The sequence below is a fragment of the Pseudoalteromonas sp. SG43-8 genome (genome assembly GCF_014164245.1).
Classification (GTDB): domain Bacteria; phylum Pseudomonadota; class Gammaproteobacteria; order Enterobacterales; family Alteromonadaceae; genus Pseudoalteromonas; species Pseudoalteromonas distincta.
Window position 1 is genome coordinate 1 of record NZ_JACJEX010000016.1, and the last position, 25,012, is coordinate 25,012.

The following is a 25,012-nucleotide window of genomic DNA, read 5'->3' on the forward strand; positions in this document are numbered from 1 at the left end:
AGCTGTTTTTTAAAGCACTGGGTATTACACCCGAACGCGTAGCCCGCCAACGCGATGCACGTTTAAAATACTTACGCAAAAAAGGTATTAACAGCGGTTTAACGGCCGATCAGTTGGGCTTTATGAGCATAACCGAAATTAAAGAACGTCAACGCCTGGCACATTACCGCCGTGCATTTGAACGCCTAGCCGAAAAACGCGCTATAACTAAAGTTAAGCGCGCTATTAACCCTAAAACCCCCGAACAACAACGCCATGTTGCACAACAGCGCGTATTAAGCCGCTTAGGTGCTACCGCCAGCTTAATGAGTCTTGAAGTATTTAAAGGCTTAGTAAACCAAGAACTGGCCCAATTACGTGCTATTGCGCAGTACGAACCAAGCGCCCCACCGCACTAACTAGCCCCTTAATAATTAAATACCACCATGCATAAGCGTGGCTTTTTGCGTGCCTTACGTTTAATTTTAGCCCTGCCCTTGGCTGCTTTGATAAGCCAGCCCCACAAAACCTAAACACCTTTTGTTAAATACGTGCCCACCCATGCCAATTTATACCCCCTTAACTAGGTTATACATATAAAGTGCAAGCCTGACTTTGTTACATGTGCCTTACGCTTAGTTTAAAGTGCAAAATTATCTTACCTTTAATAACAGCTAAATAACTTATACGCACAGCTAGCTGTGTATAAGGCAATCCGCCTCGACGGGCTGCGCCCATGGCGGTATTTATAAAGATGGATGAAGCGCCCCAATTCGTAGCTGCGCTACGGGGGCTTAGTGCCCCGCTTTAACATTGCATTGCAAACATGCATTATCAAAGCGTTTAGCACAGTGGCATTTTTTGGTTTATCAGAGGGGCAATCAAAATATGTGCCTTAAATAACATTGTACGCCCACCACCAATGCGGCCAACAAAAACAGGGGTTGGGTTTATCATGCGCAAGCGCATTGAGTGCATAACGCCTAAACCCTCTGCTAAATTAAGCGCTGTGTGCGCCTAAGTCCGACACTTAATAAAGCGTGACAGGTCACAAACTATAAATTATTAAGTTAGTCTAAAAGCCATAGTGCGGTGTTTTATTGGGTGTAGTGTGCGCGGGAACCTTCCCGTTTACGCCCACAAAACGTAAAGCGCCGTTAATTAGCGGCCTGCACTATGCTAATTGCCTTAAGTTAATGCCTTAAGTTAATGCCTTAAGTTAGCCTAAAAGCCATAGTGCGGTGTTTTATTGGTGTAGTGTGCGCGGGAACTTTCCCGTTTACGCCCACCAATTATGAGTAAATCAGCAGGCCGTAAACCATTAGCCAGTTAAACTATGGGGATCGCCTTAAGTTAATGCCTTAAGTTAGTCTAAAAGCCATAGCAAGGTGTTTTGTTGGTGTAGTGTGCGCGGGAACTTCCCCGTTTACGCCCCCAAACGTAAGGAGCCGTTAATTAACCATTTAGACTATGGGAATTACCCTAAGTTAGCCTAAAAGCCATAGTGCGGTGTTTTATTGGGTGTAGTGCGCGCGGGAACCTTCCCGTTTACGCCCACCAATCATTAGTAAGTCAGCAGGCCGCAAACCATTAGCCGGTTAAACTATTGCTTTGTATTAACTAAGTACCTTAAGTTAGTCTAAAAGCCATAGTACGTATTTGCATTGGGTGTAGTGTGAGCGGGAAAGTGTATTAAATACCCTCTTTTAAGTTAAGTCGCTGGCTTAGCTCATGCAATATTAAATATGATTCACCATCCTTTTTAACAATATCACCACTTAAAAACCCAATGGCCGTTAACTTATCGAGTGCTTTTTTAATTGTTCTGTTTTGTTCTTTTACGCTCGATGTTAAACACACTCTATCGCGCAGACGTTTAAAGCTAATAGGAAATGGGTTTTTAGGTAGGGCGCTTAAGTAGGCATATAAACATTGTGCCGTTTCGTTTCGGTTCAGTTTTGATAACACACTAAGCTTAAGTAAAACATGGTGGTCAATGCTGTAAAGCTCCCACAATTTAGGATCGGCTATAAGCTCAATGGTGTCGCTGTCAGCGTCAAAGCTGCCGGTATTAAGCAAACCACCAATGTATGACTTACTTACCTGGGGCTTTGAAAACTCAATAACTTGGCCGCGTATTCTAGCTAGGGCATCATGTATGCGCGTTCTGAGTCTTTCATCTAGTTGCTTAGAAGAAAACCCACACATTTTAGCAAACTCCCCAAAGCCAAACTTAATGGCGCAATTTTGATACCCATAGGTATTAAATGCCCTGATCACGCCGCACCATACTTTAAAATCAGTTTCAAAGTTAAGCGCTGGGCCTTGTATGGCGACCTTTTCAAACCCTTCGGTGCGCGCAAATTCAAGCTTTCTAAATTCCTCGCTTATATCGGTTCTAAACGCAGGGCGTGTAAGCTCCCCTTTATTGTTTTTGGGTAGGTTTCGGCGTATTGGTATAAATACGCCAATTCGGAGCATGGCAAGCGCCTGCACTGTGGATGAACTGTTTACATCTAATTTATTGCTTAGCTTGCTGCCAATCTCAGGAGTAGTTAATTTAATTATCTCAGCCATAGTAGGTACTTTGTTTATAAGTTACTGTTTTTCCCGTTTACACTACACCACGTTGCCCGCTCGCACTACACCTTTTTCCCGCTCACACTACACCGCTCCCCGTTTGCACTACACCTTTTTCCCGTTCACACTACACCGCAAAGCGCTAGACCCACCGCCACTTATAGCCTGCAGCGCTAATAGGATCTCTTAGGATCTCTATTAGGATATATAAAGGTTAGTTTATTGGTTATAAATACACTTAAACTGTGTATAACTTATTAGCGTTAAAATTAAACTTAGTTTAACCAGTAGCAACAATAAGTATTAATAAAATATCTTTTTAATATTTAATAAATATTTATTTTGTGTTTTTAACACGGTTTGTGTTTACACGGTAATAGTTAAAGCATATACTGGCTTTGCGGTTTGGGATTGGCTCAAACCATACAGTAAGGTGTTAAAATGCAAAACTTCAATACAATCACTCAGTCGGTTTACTCAGTTAACAATCAAACTAACCTTGAAGAACATAAAGAGGCTTACAGCCTAACAAGTGACGCATGGGCAGGTTTTAAGCAGTGGAACGAGGCGGGCCGCAAAGTATCTAAAGGCGCAAAAGGCTGTAAAATATTTATGGTATGTGATAAAAAAATTACCACTAAATCAGGTGTTGAAGATACAAAAAAGGTGCTAAAAGCCTTATACGTTTTTAATATTGAACACACCGAAGAAATTAAATAATTAACCACTGGGGGCCACGGCCCCCACGCGAGGCTTTTATGTACTTTTCAGTTAATACACTTACGCAAACAATAACGGCGCACAAATATTTACGCACCGCCGCCAAACATGCACTTGCTGAACTAGGCACACCGCCCCCGTTTCAGCTAGACCCAGTAAAGATATTTAACGAAACAACGGGTAACAATCCTTTTGTTTTACAAAATATATCTGATGCGTTCGAGTCAATCAGCGAAAGCGACGACACCGCCGCCCAAGAACTGGCCGCCAGTTACAAAAAAGCAATTGATGATTTTTATGCTTGAGTCAAACGTAATTACCGCAGAGAACTTAAAAGATCTGCCCCACACATTAGACAGTGCCCTGTTAAATGACACCTCTACCTTTATTGGCCGCGCAAGTGGGCACAGCATGCAAGGTGTTGGGATATTTGATGGCGACTTATTGATCATTGACCGCGCATTAAAGCCAAAGCAAAACGACGTCATAGTCGCGGTGCTAAATGGGTTGTTTGTGTGTAAATTGGCCGATATAAAAAACAATCAGTTATTATCAGCCAACGACGATTACCCACCGGTAAATATATCTGATTACGATAGCTTCACACTCGAAGGGGTGGTTTCACAATCAATAAGGCTGCATAAAAAGCCAGTGAACTTATAAGGAGCAATAAAACAAAATTGACAATCACCCTTTTTCAGCGATATATTAAAAAGGTACTGGCAAAATCCGGTATCGGGATTGAGACCCCGCAATGATAAAGGTGGCATTGTCACCAGCTTTTACGCTGGTTTTTTAATGCCTGTTGTTTAGCACCCCATATATTATGGCAAGCTGGGCGAGGCCGCTTCGGCGGGTCGTTTTACCTTTATCGCGACAGTCTCAACCTCGTTTTAGCTTGCCACCCAAACTGAGACTTTTGTGTGGCTTAAATAAGTATTTAAGAAAAAGGTCAAAAGTATGAATATTCAAACACTACCAACCAATGCAATTACATCAACAGAAACAAAGCTAGTAACTAACACGTTCAAAGTTGCTGAGGCGTTTTCTAAACGACACCGAGACATCATAAAAAAAATAAATTTACTTGAATGCTCAGCTAACTTTTTAACCGCGAACTTTTGCGCGGTTAAATATAATCATCGCGGAAACGTATATGATACTTATGAAATGAGCAAAGATGGCTTTATGTTTTTGGTGATGGGTTTTACTGGTAAAAAAGCCGCGCAAATAAAAGAGGCGTACATTAACGCGTTTAATGCCATGGCCGATAAGTTAAGCGAATTACAATACGGTACATTAACCCACGCCCAACAACGCCAAATACAAACCAAAGTTAGCACACTGGTACACAGCCAACCGCGCGAACTGCACCAAAGTTTATACAACACGCTATACAATAAATTAAAAAGCCACTTTAACGTAAGTAAGTATGAGCAAATACCCGCCCACTTATTTAATCAGGCGTTAGCTATTGTTGATCAGTTTAAGTTAGCAAGCCCGCAATATGACGCGGTAATAATTGATTTACCTAAATCGGGCATAATAAAAGCAACTCAAGTAAGCGCGTTTAATTATAGCGATACCTTATTGCCAACTCCAATGGCCGCATTACTTAACCAGCTTATGCTAGCCGAGGCACAAAACAAGCCGGTACTGGTAAGCAATGTACGCACAGCCGCTAAAGACCTAGACGGCCTATTAGGTTTATTACAGCAATACAATATGATGTTTAAACAAATAACGGCGCTAACCGAACCTACCCGCCATATTTAAGGCAATAAAAAACCCCGCTTAAATGCGGGGTTTTTGTTTAGATTACATTAATTAATATTCATGCCTGGCATAGCGCCCTCGGTAAAGGTGTAATTTGTAACAACATCGTCAGTTAGCAATACATCTAATACTTTTTGAGTGCCGCTTGATTCTATTTTAGCGGTAAATAAATAAGACTGCGCTTTAGCTGTGCCCTCGTTATAAATATACATCCATTTTGTTTGGGTAGCGCTTAATACATATTTTGAATAAGGCTGCCCAAATAAGGCCGTTAATTGCTCGGCTGTTGTTTCGCCTTTGGTAATTTGTTTTATATTTTCAGTGGCAAAGTTATTCCCTACTGTATAACTCGACTTAGCACACCCGCTTAAACCAAGTGCAATAACGGCTACCGTTAATAGTGTTTTAAACATACCTGTTCCTTTTTTGTTTTAAATAAATAGCAAAAATATAATACCCGAATTTTAGGCATTAAAAACCCCGCATAAATGCAGGGATATTTAAATAATATTTAATAAATATGTTTTTAATATTTATTCGGTGTTTTGCTGTGTTTTATCAAGGCTTTCAAGCGCAAGCCCCAGTGCTTTATCTATGGCTTGCCCCTCGTTTTTAACATCACTAAAGCTCGCTTTAATGCGTAGTAGCCCTGCTTTTGTTTCGGGCTTTATATATGTATCAACCCGTTTGTTTTCATTTAGCTGTTTTTTATGATGCGTTTTGCGCGCAAGGGCAACGGCTTTTTTTCTGTCGTTGGGTGTAGTGGTCATTGTGCTTTTTTCGCTATTCAATTTTTAATTATCCTACTTATATTTGCTTATCACGTAAATTAACACGAATCATGTTTACACGGTAATAAATAACAGTAATAATGTTTTTTACACGGTAATTATTTAGGCGCAAGTATGTTACACCAAAATGAAATAGTAGTTGATAATTTTGCAGGGGGCGGCGGGGCAAGTACGGGCCTTGAAATGGCGTTAGGCCGTAGTGTTGATATAGCGATTAACCACGACCCCGCCGCTATTGATATGCACAAGGTTAACCACCCAAGCACAACCCATTATTGCGAATCAGTGTGGGACGTTGATCCGGTGGCCGCATGTGCAGGCCGCCCCGTTGGTTTGGCATGGTTTAGCCCCGACTGTAAGTATTTTAGCAAAGCAAAAGGTGGTAAGCCTGTAAATAAAGAAATACGCGGGCTTGCATGGGTCGCTGTTAGGTGGGCGGCTCTAGTTCCTGTACGTATCTTTATGTTAGAGAATGTTGAAGAATTTAAAGATTGGGGGCCATTAAAAGAGGTTTCACCTAACGTATTTAAACCCGACAAAGAAAAAAAAGGAGAAACATTTGCTGCATTTATAAAATGTCTAACAACAGGCTTAGAAAAGAACCACCCCGCATGGGGTGAAATAAGAGAAAGTTTGGGTAATGATTTTCCTTATCATAAGCTCGAAAAAGGGCTAGGTTACACGCTTGATTACAAAGTTTTAACTGCTTGCGACTTTGGTGCGCCAACAAGTCGAAAACGCTTATTTCTTGTGGCTAGAAATGATGAATTAAATATTAAATGGCCATTACCTACGCATGGGAAAAAAGATTCGGGCTTAAAACCTTACCTTAATGCCGCTGACATTATAGATTGGTCTATACCGGTTAAATCTATTTTTAATCGCCCGAGACCAATAGCCGAGAAAACCTTAATACGTATTGCTAAAGGGATTGAAAAAGAAATAATAAACAACCCCGATCCGTTTGTTGTTCCTCGCGAACATGTAGCCCCTTTTATTACCGAACACGCTAACAGCTCGAATCAACGTAACATGGCATTAAACGAGCCATTACGTACATTGTGCGCGCAAGTTAAAGGCGGTCACTTTGCATTAGTTACCAGTCATATAATAAAGTTTCGCGGTGATAATACCGGCCATAAAACCAACGAGCCTTTACATACTATTTCAGCCGGTGGGAATCACCTTGGCGAAGTGCAAACATTTTTAATTAAATACTTTGGCACATCAAACGCCCAAAGCGCCCTTGAGCCACTGGGAACCATAACTACAAAAGACCGTTACGGTGTGGTGATGATCAGGGGGTCAAAATATCAAATAGTTGATATTGGCATGCGTATGCTTTACCCGCACGAACTGTACGCGGCCATGGGGTTTCCTGCGTCCTACAAAATAGCCTTTAACAGTGAGGGCAAAAAAAACACCAAGCAAAACCAAGTGGCCCGCTGTGGTAACGCAGTGTGTCCACCTGCAGCGGCGGCCCTTGTTACAGCTAACTTAACACGGTCTAAAAAACAGGTTGCCGCATGAATAGAGCCATTTTTAACACTATGGGGCACCACGCGCACATGTACGTAATGTATAAGGGCGCAAAGCACTACGTGATTGCGTCTAATTTAAATGAAGGATTATTTGCACTAATCGACAGTAAAACAGATACCCCGCCGGAGCTTTGGCAGTGGGTGCGCTGCGAAAGTGTTGAGCTAATAAAAACGGGGGTGGTGCTTGGCTTTACTCGTTAACGAATTGCAATTTAATGATTACTTAAGCGCGGTTCGTTTAAAAACACCGGTGCATGATTGCCCATCGATACACCGCCAAGAGCACGATATTGCGTATCAAATTAACCATAATGGCGAGTTTGTCACGATTGGCCGTTACACCCCGCCCAGTGAATATTTAATATTTGATGTGCTTTGTATAAACAAAACGCCAAAACAAACACTACAAAATGGCGGCATGTAGCATGGAGATTAAATTTAATCGCGTTAAAGAGGGCGAGTTTTTACGCTTGCTGCAAACCAAAGTGTTTAACAAGTTAATTGCCCAGCAACAAGCAGGCACTAATAAATACCATGTTATAGGCGTTATTGCAGGGCAAGCCATTGCGTACACCGTGCGTCATGGTCGCACCGATGATTTGCGCACCTGGCGTTTAGATAATATGGCCGCGTTTTTAAATAAGCACGGTGTAACCAAGTTTGAAATACAAATGAGATAGCCATGTATCATAAAATGATTAAGGGCCAATACTGGGTGTTTGGCTCGCGTAAAAAATACGAGCAGGGGTTTATACCCCGTTTTAAATGCAATACCCGCAAAGAGTTAGTGGCGTTTTATAAGTCATGCGGCCTCATTCTTAAGGTTATAAAATGAAAATAAGTGAATTAATAAGGTTGCTAGAAATACAAAAACAGGCGTTTGGTGATATTGAAGTAACCATGCAAGCCACGCTGTTAAGTAATGGCTACAGCGCCACTAATAACCACGCTATGCCTGATGTATTTGAAAGCACGGTTGAAAGCGTGATTAAAAAAGAGGGCGGCAAGTTAGGCGACCGCCTTAAATTAACATGGAAAATGTAAAGGGTAACTTATGTATTTTTTACAGCAAATAAAAAGAGACATTGCGCGCACAAATTCCGGCAGAGCAAGCCCATACAGGGATAAAGAGCTTGTTAACGCTAAAGCCTTGCAGGTGCTAATTGCACAATTTGAAAAATTAGACACGGATTTTAGAGTAAATGAGTTAAGTAAACGCCCCGATAGCGACTATCAATTGCTCGACGCGCTAATACATAAGCTTTGGCATGATAACGGCAAGAACGCAGATCAGATTATGCATGTGTTTTCAAAATCACTGGCTAAGCTGCTAGATGACAAAATAAACACCACCCCGAGTTTTGAGCCTAAGCAACAAAACCATAATTTTAAAATTGAAGCTTTACCAAGAACAATAACAGATAAAGAGTTTCAATACTTAATGGGGAAATTAAGAGAATGATTGTTATATTTAAAAATAAAAATGGTACTTTTACCGTTCGCCCTGCGTTTATCGGTTTTATAAAAAACAATTATGTAAGGCGCACATTATGTACGATTGTTTACCCATTGGTAATATTATTTACCCTTGCCCTTAATTTTCTGCAATCACTTCTTGTGAGCGCTTTTGTAATTATTCGCGGCTTTTATTATCCGTTAGTGCGTTTGCGTCCAATTTGGAAAACAGAAATTTGGCAGCGGCCAAGAACCAAAGCAGATAAAAATAATAGAATGGAATAATTAACCAACCATTAGGCGCGGCCTAATAGTTAAGATTGAGGTTCATATGCATTTCACTGGTGAATTAAGTGATATGAAAACCCGCTACGAGTTGGTTAGCGTTGGCAAAAGCGATGAATGTGGTTGCCCAGAAGAAGAATGGGTAATATTTATGGTTTGTGTAACCATTCACTTAGAGCCAGTAACAGGCGGTCATATATTTTTAGATACCGGCGACTGGCAAGATGAAAAATTAGTAAATTGCCAAAACATAGAGCAGTTAAGAGTTGCTGCAGTTGATTGGGTTAATAACATGCCTATAAATAATAGCCTTTAACCCTTACCCTTTAACCTTCGTTTTACTTCCCCAATGCTTAGGCCGCTTTCGTATAGTCCACGTTCGCGGGCTTGGCATATTAGTTCATCACGCCGATCAAGCCATTTTATTAATGCGGTGGCGCTGCAATTTAATCGCCGTGCTATTTCGCTTTTAAATACGTCTTGGCTTAGCCAAAACAATATTTGGTTTTCGCGCTCATCAAGTTTGCTTTTTATTATGGCCCCTTTTGCCCGCCCCGCTGGTAAGTTGTTTGCTTTGCGGCTATTGGCTGCCGCTTTTGCTTTTAAGCTGCGCTGTTTACTAAAGTCTTGTGCGGCAAAAGCACGCCCAATTTGTATAAAAAATTGCCCTACGTCATTTTTATGGCTTGGGGTGAGCGTATCGCCCGTTAAACAAAAGTGTATTTCGGCCCCTGCATTTATTATGCGGGTGGTTACTTCCATTATGTCGCTGATAGAGTCGCGCCCTAATCGCTCTATGTCGTTTACTAATACCCGATCACCTGGCGTTAATCGCTCTATTAGTTCAATAAGCCCACGCTGTGTTTTATTGGTGCTCGATCCGCTTAAGGTGTATTCGTACCATTTATATATATAAAAGCCGTGCTTGGCGGCATATTGGGTTATGCGGGTGCGTTGGCCGTGGCTGTGCTGTTTGTGCGCGTCGCTTATGCGTATGTATGCGTAATTTTTTGCCACTGGGCCCGCTTAAACTTTAGAGTTGTTTTGTTGTCGCTAGAGTTTACATATTGCGTGTTACTGGGCGTTAATTTAATAAACTCTAGGGTTTACCCTAAAGAGTGATTTTATATCATGCACTTATATTGGCACGAACCCTGCTAATGCTCACTTAACTATTTTAAGGAGCAAAAAAATGACACTTACATTATTACTACTTAGCGGCCTATCTGCAGACGTAACCCCAGCGAACGTAAACACACAACAATTAAAAGGTACTGGCGGTATTATTATTTTAAACCCTAAGCCAAAGCCAAAAATACAAGGCACTGGCGGTATTATTATTTTGAATCCTAAAAAGCCAAAATAAAAAGAATTTAAGCAAAGTTTAAAAAGCCAGCAATACGCTGGTTTTTTTATGTCCAAAATTATACTATTGCATCCTTAATCAAGGAATGAACATGATAAAAACCCTGTCTGGTTTGTATAATGAAATACTCGTTGCCACTGCTACCCATAATGTTTTTTCAGTCCAAGTAATTATTTCACTGTGTTATTTGCTGGCCCTATGCCTATCTATTTTTAGAGCGCTTAACGATAAAGAATTACTAAGTGATTTTTTATCAATTGCGGTGGTGGTGTCTAAGTACATGTTAACTACCCTGCTAATGGAAAAAGTGCTTATATTTTTAGCTGAGTCAAAGCGCGGGGATTTAGCGCAAAACATTTATTTAGCGGTTAGCTTTATGGGTGTGTTAAGTGTGATCATTCTTTACCGGTTACATGTGCGATTTAGCTATAAATACGGCGAGCTGTTTTTTACTGTTGTTAGATTAACATTAGCATTATCAGTAATTAACTTTATTATTTGGTTTAAATTTGTGGTTTTGGATATTCAAGAAGGGTTTGCAGTGCTACATTACCTGTATAGTTTTACAGTGCTTTATATTAGCTGTGTGTTGGGGGTTGTGATGCTTTTTCCTAAAATTTTAAATACTAAGCTTGGTGATGTGTTGAGCTTACGTTTACCAAGAGGTGCTTTATGATAAATATTGTTTATGGCGCGCTTTTAATATTGGTGTGTTTGCTTACGTTAAGTACCTGGCTTATGTCGCGCCGTGCTATTTTTAAAAAGCAATTACGCGATAAGTCTGAACTGGCCATGCGCTTAAGTATTAATGCTAAGCACGAACCCGACTTTAAAAAGTCGATGCAATTAATGAATGAAGCCGAAAAGCTTAAAAATGAGGTTGCATTAATATTGGGTAAGTTCCCAAGTATGCAGCGTTATGATTTTGAGCTTGCAGAAATTACACCGGCTGATGTGCAAGCGCCTGTTGAGGAATTATCAATAGGGCAGTTAATGAATAAATACGATAATGATTTAGGGCATAAAGTAATTTATGCAAAGTTTAACAAAGAGCGCTAGGCGCGCTCTTTGGTGTTTTTGTTCCACTGTATTGTAAGTTCGTGTTCAATATCGGCGGCTTGTTTTTTAGCAAGCTGCTCTAAATCTTCTAAGCTGCTCGCTTTATTTATAAACCCCTGCTCGTTTAGCTCTCTTAAGCTTTTTATTAAACCTTGCTTTATATACAACAAATCATTTGGGTCTAGTTGGCTCATTGGGCTGCCGTACAGTAGGTGATCAAAGCTTATGCTGGTTGCCTGCGCTGTTTGGTCTATTAGTGCATACGGTATTGAGCCACGCTTAATGGTATTGGTACACCATGAGTCACTTAACGCAATTTTGCGCTCAAGGGCCGCTTTATTTTTTACACCATGCGCCCAGCACACACGGTTTATTATGTCGTGTACGGTTTGCTGCTCGGGTGTTAATGCTTTTTTAAACATGGGCCTGCCTCTTATGTTGGCGTTATAGTAACCGATCCTGTAAATAATTACATACCCTGCCTGAATAAAAACTGACAAAATGTAAGTTTTTATTGCAAAGGTTAATTTTTGGGTGTACTTTCCATTGCAAATAATGAAGTTATCAAGGGATATATTATGGAAAATGAAGGTAATAATCAGGTTACGATTAAGGATGATTTAGGGGCGGCTCACTCGCTAGCAATATTACTAGCAAGAGCCAGTGAGGACGATATACACCTTAACAATGTTGCGGTGCAAATCGCCCAGTTAATAAATAAAAGCGTTAATGCGCTTGGCGACCAATAACCGCCGCTTGTAACCATGCGGGCTTACTGGCCAACCATTGTAATAAAAGGTGGCTTGGTAGGGTGTGTAAATCAATTAGACGCATTTTTTGTATTGCTGTATAGTTTGCTTGTGACATTTTAAAGTTTCCTCTTTAGTGTTGCATGTAGCCGGTGGGGGTCGAAGTTCACCGGCTTACTCTTTTTTAAATTCTGCTTTTATCGCTCGTCTTTTTCTAACTTTTCAAATAATGCTTGCACCATGTAAGCTGATAAATTGCCGCTTACTTTACCCGCTGCTTTTAATGCATTAAAACGCTGCTCTGCTTTTACAGGTAAATTATTTATGTGCTTTGGCTTGGTGGCTGGCTTGGTGTTTAGCTCGCTTGTTTGCTCGCTTAATGCTGCACCTTTGCCTACGTTGTTTATTTTGTCGAACTTGCCCATTGTTGTAGCCTTTGTATTTAATTAGTATTAATAAAGTATGGTTTAAATATTTAACAGTGTGTTTATTTCAATTGCCAGCGCTTTAATTTCGCGTGCGGCATCACTGTATTTTGTTTTTGGGTGAGTAAATACGCCCATGCCATCGATGGCCGCTAATGGGTAATCTTTACGCGCGGCTAATGTGGTGTTTAAGCGCGATAGGTGTTCAGAGTTATTTAAAAAGCTTTCTACGTCGTCAAACTTTTTGCGGCGTGGGTGAACGCGGGTAAACAATACACGGCCGTTTATATTTACACCCATTTCGGCGCTTATTTCTTTTAGTGTTTTATCAAAGCTTTTAAGGCCGATCACTTCGGTTATGTCGTCGTTTGCTGGCACAATCACCAAATCACTTAATGCAACCGCTATGCGATTTAATTCAGAGTCAAACCCGCCACAATCAACCAGTATTAATTTACCTTGCTCGCTTTGCTTTAACTGCTCAATAAGTTCGTTTTTGCTCAAGCCGCTTAATACATTAAATTGAGCGCTTGGCTCACGAAAGCTGTTTAAGGTAACTAAGTTACTGTGCGCGTCTTGGTCTATTACGATGTCCGGCTTTAATATTTCGGTTAAATTTAGTGCAGTAGTCGTTTTGCCAACCCCGCCTTTATTATGTGCTAATACAATTATCATTTACCTGCTCCTCTTTGATTACCGTGTAAATATAAGGTGATTCTAAATAATATGCAATAAATATTTTATATATACTCAATAAATATTAAATAAATATTTAATTAGTATTTATTTAAGCTTTAACACGATTTGTGTTTACATGTTATTTGGCCTTTGATACTGTGTGATTACACGGTAATAACGCAAGTAAAAGGGTATTTTATGTCAGGTTCGCAAGAGATAGCCGCTACAGCGGTTGATAATGTAGATAGCCTAGTGGCTGAAATTTTAGAGGGCAATTTTGCCGATAACGAGGTGAGCTTAGGGCGCATACTTGCAGGCAAGCAAGAAATGCAAATTGTGCTTAAAGTGGTGGCCGTTCGCGAAAACTTTATTTTTGACGAATTTGAAGATTTAACCGAGTTTGGGCAAGTAAGTGCAAAACAAGACTGTGATCACGATTGGGAAAACATGGGTGATCACTTTCAATGCACTTACGCCGATTGCCAAGCTATACGCAAAGGGGCTTAAAATGGAATTAATAAACAACAGCCGATTAACAGCCAAAATGGACGTTGTTCGAAATGGTAGCACGATGCTTTTTAGGGAGGAAAAAAGCCGCAACTCTATAAATTTAGGAAATGCCGATGTAGTATTAAAGCACCCCACTAATAAAGCAATGTACGCCAAGCTGATTAAAAATAACTGGTATTGGGTCAATGGGTGCAGTCATTGCGATCCGAGCCAATCGCCGTATATTGTATGCGATGAACACGACAAATGCATAACATGCAAGGAACCCCGTAGCGCACAAACTCAAGCTGTTTGGGGTTGTTTTAATAACACCTGGCGCTGCGCTCCTTGCCAAACAAAACTAGACAATGCAGAAAAGCAAATTGCACTAAAACGCGTAGCTAAAGCCGTTGAGAATAATGGCGGTTATGATCAGTGGGAGTATCGATTGCAAGATAATATAAAATGCCCTCATTGCGCCACTGAATATGAACCCGATGATGTACCCGAAGGTGAACAGAGTTGTGATACCTGCGGCGGCTCTTATAACGTAGAGCCTGAACATTCTATTAGCTATACAACAACGGTTATTGGTGAAAGGCTTTTACCTGATGAATGATAAAACAACCGCCCGATTGCATAGCCAGCTTGTAAAGCTCGGCGATATGATGGGCGACGGCCTGCACAATGAACCCGATGCAAAGTGGATTAACACCGAATACCGCCGAAAAAATCGGGGTTGGGTATGCTGCCACCGCGCAAAAATAACAGTGCTGTTATTAATGAGGCGATGATCAAGCGAGTTGCACAAGTGCCTTGCCCTAATTGTAATGGCATACTTAAACAAACCCGTTCAGGTGCTAAGCGCGCGAAGTGCCAACAATGCAGTAATTTATATAAGTTATTAAAGTGAGGGCGTATGTTTACTAAATTACGTAAGTGGGCGTTTAATATTTGTAGTGAGTGTGAGCAACCGGCCAAAGGTTATGTATTTGGGGTTCGCTATTGCCAAAAACACTTAAACGCTGAATTTCAGCGTGTAATGGAAATTGAGGCAAGGTGGCGCTGCATTGAAGAAGCAGCATTGAATAATGCACATGTTATAAAATGGTGTAGGTATAATCATTGGGGCGCCATGCAGGGAAGTTGCCAATTGAGTCAAATGTATTGGGCCACTCAAGAACGGATAGAGCGAAACGAAAAACCCCGCACTTAGGCGGTGTTTTTTATGCGTAACGATTAAGCCCTTTTTGCAATTCGGCTTTGCATTCAGGGAATATTTTAATATTTCGCTTAATGTCTGCTTTACTCATCCACAGCCAATAGCTTTCGCCCTCATCATCTACAATGTCAAAACGTGCGGCATCTTTACCGCGCGCATTACGTACTAAATTAAACTCACTAAATGTTATTTGGGCGGTTAATTTATTTTTTCGGTATAACACCCATAAATCTTCACATTCTTTGTTAAACACTTCGACGGCTTTGGGTGTTGTTAATTTGGCGCTGAGTATTTCGCGGTGGGTTTCTGTTACGGCTACATCGTTTAATATTGCCATGCCGCTTACACGTTCATAGCCTTTGGCTTTCATTTTAGCGTCAATGGTTGGGTTCATGGTTTTGCCACCTTAAATGCGTCGATATAAAACCAGCGCCCGCCAAAGTGGTGAGTAAATAGTTTATCGCCTTTCACCTCTTTTACACTTATTACGCCAAGGCTCTTGTGCGTGGCAAAGGCTTTATCGTCAATATAAAAGATACGGTCGCCAGCCATCTTTTTATAATATGGGGATAAATAGCTACTGCGGTAGCGATATGCACCACTTGTATGATTTGCGCCCTGCGTGGTTGTTGCTACGGCGGTGGCACTTTTACCCACCGCCGCCGGTAAAAAAAAAGCGCTTATTGCTAATGTTAATAATATGAAACGTTTCATTTTATTATCCTCAATCGTTTGTTTTAGGGCTTTTGCGTTCAATAAATACATTTCCCAGCTCGCTGTTAAATTCAATATCGTGTTGTTGGCTATGCGCCAGCGCGATAAGTGTGCGGGCTAATACGCCCGCCACTTTTTCTAAACCATGCGCTTTAATGTCGGCCGCTATGGCGTCAGGTAATTGCATGTTTATCCTTAAATGAAATTTCAGTGACTTTAAAGCGACCTCTGGCGGGCGCGTCTCTTAAGTAAAAGCGCTGGCAAGGTTCGCCGCAGTCATCAAGGCCCACGCCCCAAAATGCGTAGGTGTGTTTTATTTCGGTTGCAATAACATCTTCACACTCAAAATCTAGGGTTTTTTGTGCATCCTCAATGCTTACATGGCCGCGTATATATTCGTGCGTTTTATCATCCCAATAAATAAGAATGTACTCGCCGTTTTTTGTTGTTTGGGTTGGCATATTTATTCCCACCCCGTTAAATATCGCTCGCCTTGACCGTCGCTGTTTTCTATCAGTGTTTTTAGTGTGTGGATAAACTCCCCTTCTTCGTTACAAAAACCCATATCTAAGTCGTTTGATAAGTCTTTAACTTCTTCAAATTCTTCTATGTCCACCCCTGTAGAGTTACTTAATACATGTTTTGCGCGCTGTTCGTTGTAAGCTAAAACAATATCGTTCTCACCTACTTGGTAGGGTTTTAATATTTTATCGCTTGGGGTTATATCCAAGCCTTTATGTTTAACGCCAATAGTCGTGCTTATTCCACGCTCTGAGCACCAAAAAACTGCCGCTTTTTCTGTTGAAAAGTAACGAATTAGAAAGGTATTAACTTCCCACGCTTGATCTTTACTTGATACGTCAGCTTTTATATCTTCAAAAACTACGTTTTTTAATTCTTTTCTTTTGGTATCTGAAATTAAAAATATCATGGGGGTTTATCCTTATTCAGCCGGTTGCAGTTGGGCGTTGAAATTAACGGGGATCATGTTGGCGTCGGTAATAATGCCGTTTTGCACTTCGTTTACCTGGCGTAACCAGATTTGTGCAAAGTCGAGGGTGTCTTTACTTGGGCGCAAGCCGCCTTTGGGGGCTGCGCATAGTTGTGCACCGTTTTTTGGGTCATGGCTAATTAGGCCACCGCGCCCGCTTTGGTGTAGGTATAACAGTGATCTGCTTTCAAACTGTGTGCCGTCCTCGCGCTGCATTTTTGTTTTTTGCGGCCATATAATTAAGTGATGCTCGCCGTTGTGGTATAGGCCTGCACCGGTGTTATGCTCAAGCTTGTGTTGAAGTTCGGCCACTTTGTTTACGGCGATATTTCGCTGGTCTCTTAATACTTTAACCTCGGCTTTAAGCTCTTTTTTTTCAATCTCTAGCTTTTTATTGCGCCCCTGCGCTTTTTCGTTTGCCTCGCTTTGGCGTTTAATTTGCTCTTTTAATTTTTTAGGGTTGAGCTGGTTTAGCTCGCGCACTTTTTCGTGTGCGGTTTTTAGCTGGCTTTGTAAGCTGGCAATGGTGTTATTAAGCGCGGTTGTTTGGCTTGCTATTTTTACGCCGTTTTCTACGGCTTTAGCGGCGCGGTTTAAGTCGATTGCGTCTTGCTTTGCTTGATCTTGCAGCTCGGCGTTAAAACGCTTTTCGGCTTCAAGCTTTGATTTTAGTATGGCTATTTCGTCGCTTGTGTTTTGTCGATAAAGCGCGTGTATTGTTGCCTGTTGTTCTTGCTGTATTTGTTCGGCGTTGTATTGCTGTACAAATTTTGTGAGCGTGTCGCTTGAATGTGCCTCGCACTCGCTGTTATCCACTAGGTGCAGTTGGCTTAGGGCGTCACGTTCTTGGCTGTTTACTTGTGTTTTTTGCATGGTTACTTACTCTTTTTTGCTATTGCTTTTTGACCTAGGGCCATTAGTACGTTTTTAGGTATTGTGCTGTATTGGCATGGTTGGCCAATTAGGTGCGGGTTAAATTCTATTATGCACATGGGTTTATTTAGCTCTGCGGGTTCTTCTTTGCCGTTCAGCGAGTTAATAAAGCGAATGCCGCCACTACGCCATTTAAGCTTTGGTTGGCCTTTTTTGGGGCCGCGTAAGTACACGCCTTGATTTTCGTAATACCCTACTATGTCTATTATTTTGCTGGCGCTATTGGCGGGCCACCACTGGGTGCGGTTGTCGCGCGGTACTAATAGGGTGGTTAATATGCCTTTATGTTGTTGCTCTATAACTTTATTTACCCACGGTAAAATATTGCTGTATGGCGGGTTTAGCCATACTGCAGGGGTTGCGCTGTTTGCATCTAAATAAAGCCCTATATCGGCCGACCAATCTTTTTTAAGGGCGTTGTTACGCGGGGTGTAATAACGTTCAACTAGTGCTGATTTTTTTAGCGCTGCAGCGTCTAATACATAATGGTATTGGCTGTTTAGTGCCTCAAATAACCAATGCGGGGTTTGTGTGGTGTCGCGCCCCGCTTTGTTACTTTTGCTTTGGTGGTTGTTATTTGATGCCATGTTATGCGGCCTCTTGACGGCGAGTGAGGCGCATTTGTGTACGCGCTATGCGTACAGGGCGTATTTTGTTTATGTCGCTGGCGGTGCTTGCGCCAAATATGGCTATACATAAACACAGTGTGCGCGCGCCTAATAAACCTAATTCCCATGCGCGGTGCATAAGGTGTGCAAGTGTTTTTGCACCTAAACGGGCCTGCATGTTGCGCAGCTCTATATTTAATTCGGTTTGGTTTAGGCTGTTACTTGCGCCAATTTCGTAATTGGTTTTACCTTCTGCGAGTTGGTTTAATAAGCCTTTTTGGTAGTTGTTAAGCATGGCTGTTTATCCTTAAGGTGTGAATATCGGCCAAGGCGTTTACCGCGCTGCCTAAGTCGGTTTTTAAATCTTCTGCGTCCATGCTAATTGCATTGGCTAAATCAATTATGTCGTCTATTGCGCGCGGGTTGCTGGCTACGGCTTCGGCAAGTGCAATTATTGCTTGTGCGTTGTTTTTCATTGAAAGACTGCGCGCAGCTTGACGGTTTAGTTTTCGCTCTACTGTATTTTGTACGGTTGTTAAAGTCGTCATGATGATCCTTATATGTGTTAAATAACATTATTTAACATGTTTTATGTTAATTGCAGGCGCAAAAAAGCCTTGTGGGCTTAATTGCTGGCTGCGCGCCAGTGGCCTATGTATTTACCAATGATGGTGAGGTTTTTTAACTCGTCCTCGGTGAGTGTTTGATCGTCGTAGGTTTGTTTGTTATGCACAAACAAGGTGTAACTGCCGTTTAGTTCTTTACGTAAACCGCGCATTACTGTGCTGCCATCTTGATTTATTGCATAAATAGCGGGCTTGCTAATAACGCCTACTTTTTTACTTATTACTATTTGTTCGCCTTGCGTAAATGCATTTGACATTGCGCTGTCTGTTACGGTTATTTCGTCCAGGTCTTGAAAGGTTAATTTTTGCTTTGCTAACTCGCTTTTATTGATTGCTATTACGCTGTCTTTATTGATTGGGCGGTATGCATAGCCGCCCTCAATTTCGTCGGTAAAGCCGTATAAATACTCTAGTGAGCAGTTGTAGGCTTTGGCGCAAAGTTTAAGAAACTCAGGCGGTACGTTTTTGTTTATTTCGTTTTCGTAATTAGATACGCGCGATTGTCCAACCCCGATTTTTTCGGCGGCCTCACGTTGCGATAAGCCTGCATTTATACGGGCTTTGCGCATCCTTTCTGATTTTTTATCAGTGCTTTGTACTGTGTTTGTGGTGGTTAATTCTGTCATAACGAATCCCAATTAAGCTTGCTTATTGAAAAGTTAACACACTTTGTGTCATTCGTCACGGTTTGAGCATTAAATAAACATGCTTTGTGTTTCATTTTTAACACACTTTGTGTTATTTTATTTATATACTATAAAAGGTGTTCAAATGACGTTTTCAAAATGGGTAGATAGTACGTTTGGTGAAAATGGCGGTGGTAAGGCAGCCCGCTTTTTGGGTATTGGGTATCGCACATTTAGAAGTTATTACGCGTGTGAGCGGTTCCCTCATCCTAAAAACTGCCAAATTATTGTACTTAAAAGCGGTAACAAAATAGACGTGCAAAAGTGGCAGCAGGATTACACCAACAACCAAAATAAAAAGAAGGTGAGCGCATGATTATTGTTTTGTATGCCAACACAGGCGAGTCGCTTAAAAAGGCGTTTAGCTATATAGAGCACCAACATGCAGGGCTATCGGATCACGTTAATTTGTCGCGTATTGGTGATATTGAATTGCGCATTGCGCAGTTAAACCAAATACCTGATCGCAAAACAGAGCGCCGCGTTACGGTGGTTTCAAACCCACAAACAGGCCGTGAGCTTGCTTTGTTACGTGGGATGGGGGCGGTTGTTTGCCACCAATACGGGGCACTTTCACCGCTTTATACGACTGAAATAAAAATAAGCCCGCTGCATGATTTGCATTATGTGCCGCATTTAACGTTTAGCGGTTTACCTGGCCATGTGTTTACCGTTGATGAACTGTTAAGCGAATGCAAGGTGAAACACCGCAAGTTTAGGCAGCGAGCTAAGTAATTATGAGTAGCTTACGACATTCACACAATAAGGCCCGCTTAGAGCGCTATTTTGAACAGTGGGCGCGCTGGGTTCATACGGGGCAAGTGACTACCGCAAAATCAATTTTACAAATGATTATGGACGGTGACAGCTTTGATCGTTCAGGCGGGGGTTGCTCCCCAATTGTGGAATGCGTAGAGCTTAATATTGAATCGGCTTTAATGCGATTTATGGTAACGAATAAACAGGCCGTTACTGTGTGCCGTGTTGAGTATGGGGCGTTGTTTTTGCCTAATTTGCCAATTGATGCAAACAGAGAAACCCGCGCATTACGCATGGGTATGAGCTTAAGAACCTACAACCGTCGCTTGCAAGATGCACGCGTATGCGTTGAAAGTTCTTTAATTAAAACAGGTGATTTATGAGTTTTACAATTCCAATTTGGGTTTTAGTCGTTTTAGGTATTCCGGTCGTTTTATTCGCTGCCTTTTGTATGTTTTTAGGGTTTCAGCTTTTACGTAATTTTAAATGGAAATAGGTGATTTATGAGCGATAACTTTTTAGAGCCTATGGGGCAATCAAAAACACATTATGAAGGGTGGCGAAAGCGCGCAGCTAAAGAAAAAAGAATAGAGGCTAAGCCCGCGCTGGTACGCCGTCGCAGAGTGCAAGAAAGCTTGTTCGCGGCGCGAGATATTAAACAGCAGTACGAACTTTAGTTATGCACAGTTTTTGTGCAAAAGGTGTGTGTAAGCCATGGCTACATTAAGAGCAAATTTAACGGATAATTTAATAAAAACCCATGCAAGCGTTGAGGTTAACCGCTTTCGTGATCCTCGTTATCCGTTAATTTTAAAAATGCATGCATCGCTGCAGGTGGGTAGCTGGTACATCGTCGATTTTAAAGCCGATAAATGGCATAAGTTTGGCGCATGGCCGGTGTTTAATTGCCAAAAGGCGCTTGCGTTGGTGCCTGACTTACTTGTTAAGCATGCGTTAGATAAGCCGCTTTTAGTTAGTCGTTTTGAAACGTTAGGGCAGTTACTTACGTGGTATTTAGAGCGCGAATTAAGTAATAAAAGTATTAGTAAAAAACGCCGTATTAATATTGAGTCGTCAGTTAGTAAACACTTGATCCCGCTTGTGGGCCACTGCGATTTAATGAGCTTTAATAACTTTGTGTGCGAAAACGAGTTGATTTGGCCATTACAAAACGCGTACCAGTTAAGCACGGTTCGTCAGCACTTCCAGTTATTAAAACGTTCACTAAGCCAAGCACAAAAAAGTCAGTTAATAGAATTTAACCCTTTAAGTGATACGACATTTAAAACGTTTATTCCTACAAAAATCGAACCTAAAAAATCAAAGTTATCTATTAAAAATGAGCCTGAATTAGCGTGTGATTTATTAAGCCCTACGAGTGCGCCTTATATGTTGTGCTGGTTTATGTTGCTACACGCTACCCGTATTGGTGAAACCCGCCAGTTACGTTGGGATCACATAGATACACTTAATAAGCGAATGACGTTACCAGCGGATATAACAAAAACAAAAGAGCATGTAATTGAATTAAGTGATTACGCTTTTGGGCATTTAATTACCTGGCATAAGCAGCAAGCCAAACACTCACGCAGTGCTTATATTTTCCCAGCAAAAACACGCGGCCCTATTAATGAAAATGAGGCCAATAAATACGTGCAACAAGTAAGTAATGGTAAATATACGGCCCATGATTTACGTAAGTTTTGCCGTGGCCGCTGGCTTGATTTGGGCATTGATTCGCTCATTGCTGAACTGCTTTTAAATCATGCATTAACAGAGTTACAGCAAACATATATGCAAACAACCGGTGCTATTAAAAAACGTGAGTCTTTAACGTTGTGGGCTCAGCATTTGGTTGATGTGAAAACAGCAGTTGAAGCCGAGACAGTGGCGAGACCCTACGATTTTAACGCGCCCGCTTAATCTGAGTTGTACAAAGGATTGTGGCGCTATTTTGGTGTTTTACAGTAAGGAAGATGAAATGCGATTAAATAAGTTGAATTTAGCTATTAAATTAGCGTTAGGAATTAAGCACCCTTGTCAGTTAACACCTTTAGATTTTGCGGTTATTGACAGGGTAGAAAAGGGCATTCAAATATTTTTAGATGAATATGGTACTCACTATGAAAGTGAATCTGTGTTTGACCGACTTGATGAAATTTTAAATGCACGCAGCCAAAAGCTAGTTAGCTCAATGGGTGTGCCGCGTAAATTATTCGGAGAATGTAATGCCTGATATAAAAACCCTGCCAACTTTACGCCAAAAAGTAACTGGAGAATTTTACGTAACTATTTGTGCGTTTGATGTTATGCACAATCTTGCCCAATCTGAGTTTGAAAAAGCGGTAGCGCTTTGCATTGAGTTTTCGGGGTCGATTTATAGTATTACCCCTAGCGTTAACTATTACTTAGATAGAGCTGTATTTTTTGCGCAACTTAGCCAGCAAACAAACAATCTTGTGCATATTACTAAAGCTTATAAACGCGCCAATTTAGTGTGCAAGGTGATTAGGTGTTTTTTAAAAGGCAAACCTTTTAACCAGGTGCCTAGTGCACGACTTAGGACCGCCATAAAAAAAGGACTTTACGCATGATTATTTTACAGCTTACGACTACTGAATTTTTAGGCGCTTTAACGTTTGTTTCGGTATTGATGTTTGCGGCGGTGCTACTGGCCTATGCCATGGGCGCGGGTTCTGTAAATGTTGATTTAGAGGTTAAGCGCCGTGTTAAGTCGCCTAATGTAGAAATTACAGGTTATCAGCCTTTTAATTTGCCGCGCGTAAAAAGCGAAATTCCTATGCCTAAATGCAACCCACCAAAGAGGCTTTAATAATGAGCACTGAAATAGCAGCAGAGAAGTTATTGAACGCGGGTAAGTTTTATACGGCTATTGAAATAGCCCGCATTTTTGGTCAATCAACACAGCACGGTAAACGCTATATGAATAACTTAATTAATAACCCGCGCTTTGTTGTTGAGCAAATATTAACGCCCGAACATCAAATAAAGGTACTTAGCATTGATGGCCGTAAGCAGTCGATAGATAAATTACAAAATAGTGCGCTGATGTTTTCACGCCCTAATTTGCTTAGTCATGAGTAGCAGCCCAAAGCGCCGCGCGCATGTGTGGCATTCAATGAATAGTAAAAAAGAGGTAGTTATGAAAAGTAATAATGAAAATGAAGCGCCAGCAGTTATGGCGGTATTGTGCGCGTGGGGCTTTTTTATAGCGTTTGCGTTGGTTGTTACTGGGCTGGCCTATGCTCTTGAGGGTGTTCTTATCGCGCTGGGGGTGATAAGTGACTGCTAAAAAAGTAAATACGCTAATGGGTGAAAAAAATTACATTCAAATAGCAATCGATTATGCAGCTGATCAAGAAAATCTTTGTACTGCAATGAAATCACAAGCCACTCGATTTTTGGCAAATATGGCGGCAGTTCACAGCGCTGAGTTTTCTTTTAAGTTAAACGAAGAACAAGCAATTAAGTGCTGTGCTTATATTGAAACCCATAAACACACTATGGGCCAATTGGCGTTGAAGAAAGAAAATATAAAATTAGAGCCGTGGCAGATTTTCTTTTTTGTAAATGTGTTTGGTTGGGTTTGCAAAAGCAACGGTGATTTGAGGTATAAAAAGGTGGCTCTTTCAGCAGGGCGTAAAAACGGCCTTACGATAATGTCACACTTAATGGCCTCAACAGCCCTGCACTTTGGTATTTATGAAAGGGCGTTTACTACTGCAAAAGGCAGCCGTTTTGCGTTCGATTGTTTAGTGAGAAGGTCTGAAAAAATTAAACTTAATGACTCACTTAAAATGCTAGGACAGCCAGCCACAAAGTTAAAAGTTACTGCGCTTGAGCTTATAGACGAAACCCGCGATGCTGTTTTTAATTCCACATTAAATGCGCAAGGTATCTTTTGCAGGGATAGCAATCAGGCTGAGCTGTCAATAAAGCGTGCATTAAAAAATGGTTATTTTCCAGAAAATGAATTTGTGTGCCTTTATAATCTTGATTCTTTTGATGATTTAAATAAACCTGAAACATGGGTTAAAGCAAACCCAAATATAAAAGTTAGTGTAGCTGAGTCATATTTATTACACCAATCAGAGCAGGTAGAGGCTAGCCGTAGAAGGCATTTTATTCTCAGCAATATGAATGTAAAAAACTGCCCCGAACTAGATTTGGTAGAGAAAAAGCGCGCTGACGCTGCAGAACGCAAACGCAAAAGCCGTGAGCGCTTGGCTAAGTTTGGTGTTAAGCGTGTTGAAGTGGGTTTATCTGAATCTGAGCGTGAAACATTGGCCATGTTATGCCAAGTGCGGGCGGGTGAGGGTAAAGAGCCGTACAGTGTAGATGAATATATAAGTACATTAATACGCCGTGATAAAGAGCGATTAGATGAACAGCTTAAATTTGCACAGTGTAATAAATGCAAACTCCCTTTACCTGGCGGTTGCAATGGGAATAATGCTGGCAGTCCTGAATGCTATAAGTTTGCGTTAGTTAACCGGCTTAGCTTGTGACGGGTCACACATTGCGCTTATGTGTTGTTTTTGGCTTGTTTTATTGCTGTA

At 41.2% G+C, this 25,012-nt stretch carries 49 protein-coding genes; 31 read left to right on the forward strand and 18 right to left on the reverse strand.

Annotated elements, in window-relative coordinates; all coding sequences use genetic code 11:
* Window positions 1–398 (forward strand): hypothetical protein (locus H5122_RS18065; protein WP_182713001.1); only part of this gene is annotated, 398 nt, incomplete at its 5' end.
* Between the two features lie 1,273 nt (window positions 399–1,671).
* On the opposite strand, the gene H5122_RS18070 is transcribed toward H5122_RS18065, so the two are convergent.
* Window positions 1,672–2,556 carry a RepB family plasmid replication initiator protein gene (locus H5122_RS18070; protein WP_182682924.1) on the reverse strand — a complete coding sequence of 295 codons (885 nt, stop codon included), beginning with the start codon at window positions 2,554–2,556 and terminating at the stop codon, window positions 1,672–1,674.
* A 444-nt stretch (window positions 2,557–3,000) separates the two neighbouring features.
* Here H5122_RS18070 and H5122_RS18075 point away from each other — a divergent pair, with 444 nt between their 5' ends.
* The 4 genes from H5122_RS18075 (at window position 3,001) to H5122_RS18090 (ending at window position 5,055) form a co-directional block, all read left to right on the forward strand.
* The gene (locus H5122_RS18075) at window positions 3,001–3,279 is read left to right on the forward strand and encodes an ArdC-like ssDNA-binding domain-containing protein (RefSeq protein WP_182682923.1); all 279 of its coding nucleotides are present in this window, start codon (window positions 3,001–3,003) and stop codon (window positions 3,277–3,279) included.
* A 38-nt stretch (window positions 3,280–3,317) separates the two neighbouring features.
* Window positions 3,318–3,584, forward strand: a complete 267-nt coding sequence (locus tag H5122_RS18080) for a hypothetical protein (protein ID WP_182682922.1) — start codon at window positions 3,318–3,320, stop codon at window positions 3,582–3,584.
* On the forward strand, window positions 3,577–3,942 hold the full coding sequence (locus tag H5122_RS18085) for a LexA family transcriptional regulator (RefSeq protein ID WP_182682921.1): 366 nt from the start codon (window positions 3,577–3,579) through the stop codon (window positions 3,940–3,942). Before H5122_RS18080 ends, H5122_RS18085 begins: the two co-directional genes overlap by 8 nt.
* Before the next feature lie 297 nt (window positions 3,943–4,239).
* Window positions 4,240–5,055 carry a Rha family transcriptional regulator gene (locus H5122_RS18090; RefSeq protein WP_182682920.1) on the forward strand — a complete coding sequence of 272 codons (816 nt, stop codon included), beginning with the start codon at window positions 4,240–4,242 and terminating at the stop codon, window positions 5,053–5,055.
* Between the two features lie 47 nt (window positions 5,056–5,102).
* Here the strand turns inward: H5122_RS18090 and H5122_RS18095 are convergent, their stop codons facing one another.
* Window positions 5,103–5,468 (reverse strand): hypothetical protein, encoded by a 366-nt coding sequence (locus H5122_RS18095; RefSeq protein ID WP_182682919.1) that lies wholly within the window; start codon window positions 5,466–5,468, stop codon window positions 5,103–5,105.
* Window positions 5,469–5,588: 120 nt separating this feature from the next.
* Entirely contained in the window at window positions 5,589–5,846 is a 258-nt protein-coding gene (locus H5122_RS18100; RefSeq protein WP_182682918.1) for a hypothetical protein, read from the reverse strand.
* 114 nt (window positions 5,847–5,960) lie between these two features.
* Here H5122_RS18100 and H5122_RS18105 point away from each other — a divergent pair, with 114 nt between their 5' ends.
* The 8 genes from H5122_RS18105 (at window position 5,961) to H5122_RS18140 (ending at window position 9,443) form a co-directional block, all read left to right on the forward strand.
* Window positions 5,961–7,376, forward strand: a complete 1,416-nt coding sequence (locus tag H5122_RS18105; RefSeq protein ID WP_182682917.1) for a DNA cytosine methyltransferase — start codon at window positions 5,961–5,963, stop codon at window positions 7,374–7,376.
* Window positions 7,373–7,588, forward strand: a complete 216-nt coding sequence (locus H5122_RS18110) for a hypothetical protein (protein WP_182682916.1) — start codon at window positions 7,373–7,375, stop codon at window positions 7,586–7,588. The genes H5122_RS18105 and H5122_RS18110 overlap by 4 nt, the downstream gene beginning before the upstream one ends.
* Entirely contained in the window at window positions 7,572–7,811 is a 240-nt protein-coding gene (locus tag H5122_RS18115; RefSeq protein WP_182682915.1) for a hypothetical protein, read from the forward strand. Before H5122_RS18110 ends, H5122_RS18115 begins: the two co-directional genes overlap by 17 nt.
* Before the next feature lies 1 nt (window position 7,812).
* Entirely contained in the window at window positions 7,813–8,067 is a 255-nt protein-coding gene (locus H5122_RS18120; RefSeq protein WP_002960490.1) for a hypothetical protein, read from the forward strand.
* 151 nt (window positions 8,068–8,218) lie between these two features.
* The gene (locus H5122_RS18125; protein ID WP_182682914.1) at window positions 8,219–8,431 is read left to right on the forward strand and encodes a hypothetical protein; all 213 of its coding nucleotides are present in this window, start codon (window positions 8,219–8,221) and stop codon (window positions 8,429–8,431) included.
* A 10-nt stretch (window positions 8,432–8,441) separates the two neighbouring features.
* Window positions 8,442–8,849, forward strand: coding sequence for a hypothetical protein (locus tag H5122_RS18130; protein ID WP_182682913.1), 408 nt, complete (start codon window positions 8,442–8,444; stop codon window positions 8,847–8,849).
* Window positions 8,846–9,127: a hypothetical protein gene (locus H5122_RS18135; RefSeq protein ID WP_182682912.1), complete on the forward strand. Its 282-nt coding sequence runs from the start codon at window positions 8,846–8,848 to the stop codon at window positions 9,125–9,127. The genes H5122_RS18130 and H5122_RS18135 overlap by 4 nt, the downstream gene beginning before the upstream one ends.
* 46 nt (window positions 9,128–9,173) lie before the next feature.
* Window positions 9,174–9,443 (forward strand): hypothetical protein, encoded by a 270-nt coding sequence (locus tag H5122_RS18140; RefSeq protein ID WP_182682911.1) that lies wholly within the window; start codon window positions 9,174–9,176, stop codon window positions 9,441–9,443.
* On the opposite strand, the gene H5122_RS18145 is transcribed toward H5122_RS18140, so the two are convergent.
* A complete protein-coding gene (locus H5122_RS18145; RefSeq protein WP_182682910.1) occupies window positions 9,440–10,144 on the reverse strand; it encodes a recombinase family protein in 705 nt (234 codons plus the stop codon). The genes H5122_RS18140 and H5122_RS18145 overlap by 4 nt on opposite strands.
* Before the next feature lie 175 nt (window positions 10,145–10,319).
* Between H5122_RS18145 and H5122_RS18150 the strand changes: the two genes are divergently transcribed.
* The 3 genes from H5122_RS18150 to H5122_RS18160 all read left to right on the forward strand — a co-directional run bounded on the left by H5122_RS18150 (window position 10,320) and on the right by H5122_RS18160 (window position 11,552).
* Window positions 10,320–10,493 carry a hypothetical protein gene (locus H5122_RS18150; protein WP_182682909.1) on the forward strand — a complete coding sequence of 58 codons (174 nt, stop codon included), beginning with the start codon at window positions 10,320–10,322 and terminating at the stop codon, window positions 10,491–10,493.
* 91 nt (window positions 10,494–10,584) lie between these two features.
* Window positions 10,585–11,169 (forward strand): hypothetical protein, encoded by a 585-nt coding sequence (locus H5122_RS18155; protein WP_182682908.1) that lies wholly within the window; start codon window positions 10,585–10,587, stop codon window positions 11,167–11,169.
* Window positions 11,166–11,552 (forward strand): hypothetical protein, encoded by a 387-nt coding sequence (locus tag H5122_RS18160; protein ID WP_182682907.1) that lies wholly within the window; start codon window positions 11,166–11,168, stop codon window positions 11,550–11,552. Before H5122_RS18155 ends, H5122_RS18160 begins: the two co-directional genes overlap by 4 nt.
* On the opposite strand, the gene H5122_RS18165 is transcribed toward H5122_RS18160, so the two are convergent.
* On the reverse strand, window positions 11,549–11,974 hold the full coding sequence (locus H5122_RS18165; protein WP_182682906.1) for a hypothetical protein: 426 nt from the start codon (window positions 11,972–11,974) through the stop codon (window positions 11,549–11,551). The two genes, H5122_RS18160 and H5122_RS18165, sit on opposite strands and share 4 nt — an antisense overlap.
* Window positions 11,975–12,130: 156 nt before the next feature.
* Between H5122_RS18165 and H5122_RS18170 the strand changes: the two genes are divergently transcribed.
* Window positions 12,131–12,301 (forward strand): hypothetical protein, encoded by a 171-nt coding sequence (locus tag H5122_RS18170; protein ID WP_182682905.1) that lies wholly within the window; start codon window positions 12,131–12,133, stop codon window positions 12,299–12,301.
* Here the strand turns inward: H5122_RS18170 and H5122_RS18175 are convergent.
* The 3 genes from H5122_RS18175 to H5122_RS18185 form a co-directional block, all read right to left on the reverse strand.
* Window positions 12,279–12,419, reverse strand: a complete 141-nt coding sequence (locus tag H5122_RS18175; protein WP_002960476.1) for a hypothetical protein — start codon at window positions 12,417–12,419, stop codon at window positions 12,279–12,281. The two genes, H5122_RS18170 and H5122_RS18175, sit on opposite strands and share 23 nt — an antisense overlap.
* 79 nt (window positions 12,420–12,498) lie before the next feature.
* The gene (locus H5122_RS18180) at window positions 12,499–12,726 is read right to left on the reverse strand and encodes a hypothetical protein (protein ID WP_182682904.1); all 228 of its coding nucleotides are present in this window, start codon (window positions 12,724–12,726) and stop codon (window positions 12,499–12,501) included.
* 42 nt (window positions 12,727–12,768) lie between these two features.
* Complete coding sequence (locus tag H5122_RS18185; RefSeq protein WP_182682903.1) at window positions 12,769–13,401, reverse strand: ParA family protein; 633 nt, start codon at window positions 13,399–13,401, stop codon at window positions 12,769–12,771.
* Window positions 13,402–13,602: 201 nt separating this feature from the next.
* Here H5122_RS18185 and H5122_RS18190 point away from each other — a divergent pair, with 201 nt between their 5' ends.
* From H5122_RS18190 to H5122_RS18200, 3 genes are all read left to right on the forward strand, one after another.
* Window positions 13,603–13,911, forward strand: coding sequence for a hypothetical protein (locus tag H5122_RS18190; protein ID WP_182682902.1), 309 nt, complete (start codon window positions 13,603–13,605; stop codon window positions 13,909–13,911).
* Window position 13,912: 1 nt separating this feature from the next.
* Window positions 13,913–14,512, forward strand: coding sequence for a hypothetical protein (locus H5122_RS18195; RefSeq protein WP_182682901.1), 600 nt, complete (start codon window positions 13,913–13,915; stop codon window positions 14,510–14,512).
* A gap of 300 nt (window positions 14,513–14,812) precedes the next feature.
* A complete protein-coding gene (locus tag H5122_RS18200; protein WP_182682900.1) occupies window positions 14,813–15,109 on the forward strand; it encodes a hypothetical protein in 297 nt (98 codons plus the stop codon).
* Window positions 15,110–15,119: 10 nt separating this feature from the next.
* On the opposite strand, the gene H5122_RS18205 is transcribed toward H5122_RS18200, so the two are convergent.
* From H5122_RS18205 to H5122_RS18250, 10 genes are all read right to left on the reverse strand, one after another.
* Window positions 15,120–15,509: a hypothetical protein gene (locus tag H5122_RS18205; RefSeq protein ID WP_182682899.1), complete on the reverse strand. Its 390-nt coding sequence runs from the start codon at window positions 15,507–15,509 to the stop codon at window positions 15,120–15,122.
* On the reverse strand, window positions 15,506–15,829 hold the full coding sequence (locus H5122_RS18210) for a hypothetical protein (RefSeq protein ID WP_182682898.1): 324 nt from the start codon (window positions 15,827–15,829) through the stop codon (window positions 15,506–15,508). The genes H5122_RS18205 and H5122_RS18210 overlap by 4 nt, the downstream gene beginning before the upstream one ends.
* A 10-nt stretch (window positions 15,830–15,839) precedes the next feature.
* Window positions 15,840–16,016, reverse strand: coding sequence for a hypothetical protein (locus tag H5122_RS18215; RefSeq protein WP_182682897.1), 177 nt, complete (start codon window positions 16,014–16,016; stop codon window positions 15,840–15,842).
* Window positions 16,003–16,290, reverse strand: a complete 288-nt coding sequence (locus tag H5122_RS18220; protein ID WP_182682896.1) for a hypothetical protein — start codon at window positions 16,288–16,290, stop codon at window positions 16,003–16,005. Before H5122_RS18220 ends, H5122_RS18215 begins: the two co-directional genes overlap by 14 nt.
* A 2-nt stretch (window positions 16,291–16,292) precedes the next feature.
* On the reverse strand, window positions 16,293–16,760 hold the full coding sequence (locus H5122_RS18225; protein WP_182682895.1) for a hypothetical protein: 468 nt from the start codon (window positions 16,758–16,760) through the stop codon (window positions 16,293–16,295).
* Between the two features lie 12 nt (window positions 16,761–16,772).
* On the reverse strand, window positions 16,773–17,693 hold the full coding sequence (locus tag H5122_RS18230; RefSeq protein WP_182682894.1) for a hypothetical protein: 921 nt from the start codon (window positions 17,691–17,693) through the stop codon (window positions 16,773–16,775).
* Window positions 17,694–17,695: 2 nt separating this feature from the next.
* Entirely contained in the window at window positions 17,696–18,340 is a 645-nt protein-coding gene (locus H5122_RS18235; protein ID WP_182682893.1) for a DNA N-6-adenine-methyltransferase, read from the reverse strand.
* 1 nt (window position 18,341) lies between these two features.
* Entirely contained in the window at window positions 18,342–18,656 is a 315-nt protein-coding gene (locus H5122_RS18240; RefSeq protein WP_182682892.1) for a LuxR C-terminal-related transcriptional regulator, read from the reverse strand.
* Entirely contained in the window at window positions 18,649–18,909 is a 261-nt protein-coding gene (locus H5122_RS18245) for a hypothetical protein (RefSeq protein ID WP_002960465.1), read from the reverse strand. The genes H5122_RS18240 and H5122_RS18245 overlap by 8 nt, the downstream gene beginning before the upstream one ends.
* Before the next feature lie 77 nt (window positions 18,910–18,986).
* Entirely contained in the window at window positions 18,987–19,613 is a 627-nt protein-coding gene (locus H5122_RS18250; protein ID WP_182682891.1) for a helix-turn-helix transcriptional regulator, read from the reverse strand.
* Between the two features lie 145 nt (window positions 19,614–19,758).
* On the opposite strand from H5122_RS18250, the gene H5122_RS18255 reads away from it, so the two are divergent.
* From H5122_RS18255 to H5122_RS18305, 11 genes are all read left to right on the forward strand, one after another.
* Complete coding sequence (locus H5122_RS18255; RefSeq protein WP_002960463.1) at window positions 19,759–19,989, forward strand: hypothetical protein; 231 nt, start codon at window positions 19,759–19,761, stop codon at window positions 19,987–19,989.
* A complete protein-coding gene (locus H5122_RS18260) occupies window positions 19,986–20,408 on the forward strand; it encodes a hypothetical protein (protein WP_182682890.1) in 423 nt (140 codons plus the stop codon). Before H5122_RS18255 ends, H5122_RS18260 begins: the two co-directional genes overlap by 4 nt.
* 2 nt (window positions 20,409–20,410) lie before the next feature.
* Window positions 20,411–20,815 carry a hypothetical protein gene (locus H5122_RS18265; protein ID WP_002960459.1) on the forward strand — a complete coding sequence of 135 codons (405 nt, stop codon included), beginning with the start codon at window positions 20,411–20,413 and terminating at the stop codon, window positions 20,813–20,815.
* A 120-nt stretch (window positions 20,816–20,935) separates the two neighbouring features.
* Window positions 20,936–21,109 (forward strand): hypothetical protein, encoded by a 174-nt coding sequence (locus H5122_RS18270; RefSeq protein ID WP_002960455.1) that lies wholly within the window; start codon window positions 20,936–20,938, stop codon window positions 21,107–21,109.
* A 37-nt stretch (window positions 21,110–21,146) separates the two neighbouring features.
* Window positions 21,147–22,355 (forward strand): tyrosine-type recombinase/integrase, encoded by a 1,209-nt coding sequence (locus H5122_RS18275; RefSeq protein WP_182682889.1) that lies wholly within the window; start codon window positions 21,147–21,149, stop codon window positions 22,353–22,355.
* A 58-nt stretch (window positions 22,356–22,413) separates the two neighbouring features.
* Complete coding sequence (locus H5122_RS18280) at window positions 22,414–22,668, forward strand: hypothetical protein (protein WP_182682888.1); 255 nt, start codon at window positions 22,414–22,416, stop codon at window positions 22,666–22,668.
* Window positions 22,661–23,026: a hypothetical protein gene (locus H5122_RS18285; RefSeq protein ID WP_182682887.1), complete on the forward strand. Its 366-nt coding sequence runs from the start codon at window positions 22,661–22,663 to the stop codon at window positions 23,024–23,026. Before H5122_RS18280 ends, H5122_RS18285 begins: the two co-directional genes overlap by 8 nt.
* Window positions 23,023–23,265, forward strand: a complete 243-nt coding sequence (locus tag H5122_RS18290; protein WP_182682886.1) for a hypothetical protein — start codon at window positions 23,023–23,025, stop codon at window positions 23,263–23,265. The genes H5122_RS18285 and H5122_RS18290 overlap by 4 nt, the downstream gene beginning before the upstream one ends.
* A 2-nt stretch (window positions 23,266–23,267) precedes the next feature.
* Window positions 23,268–23,537 carry a hypothetical protein gene (locus tag H5122_RS18295; RefSeq protein WP_182682885.1) on the forward strand — a complete coding sequence of 90 codons (270 nt, stop codon included), beginning with the start codon at window positions 23,268–23,270 and terminating at the stop codon, window positions 23,535–23,537.
* Window positions 23,538–23,595: 58 nt separating this feature from the next.
* Window positions 23,596–23,745, forward strand: coding sequence for a hypothetical protein (locus H5122_RS18300; protein WP_182713002.1), 150 nt, complete (start codon window positions 23,596–23,598; stop codon window positions 23,743–23,745).
* Window positions 23,735–24,961 (forward strand): hypothetical protein, encoded by a 1,227-nt coding sequence (locus H5122_RS18305; protein WP_182682883.1) that lies wholly within the window; start codon window positions 23,735–23,737, stop codon window positions 24,959–24,961. The genes H5122_RS18300 and H5122_RS18305 overlap by 11 nt, the downstream gene beginning before the upstream one ends.
* The last annotated feature ends 51 nt before the right edge of the window (window positions 24,962–25,012 follow it).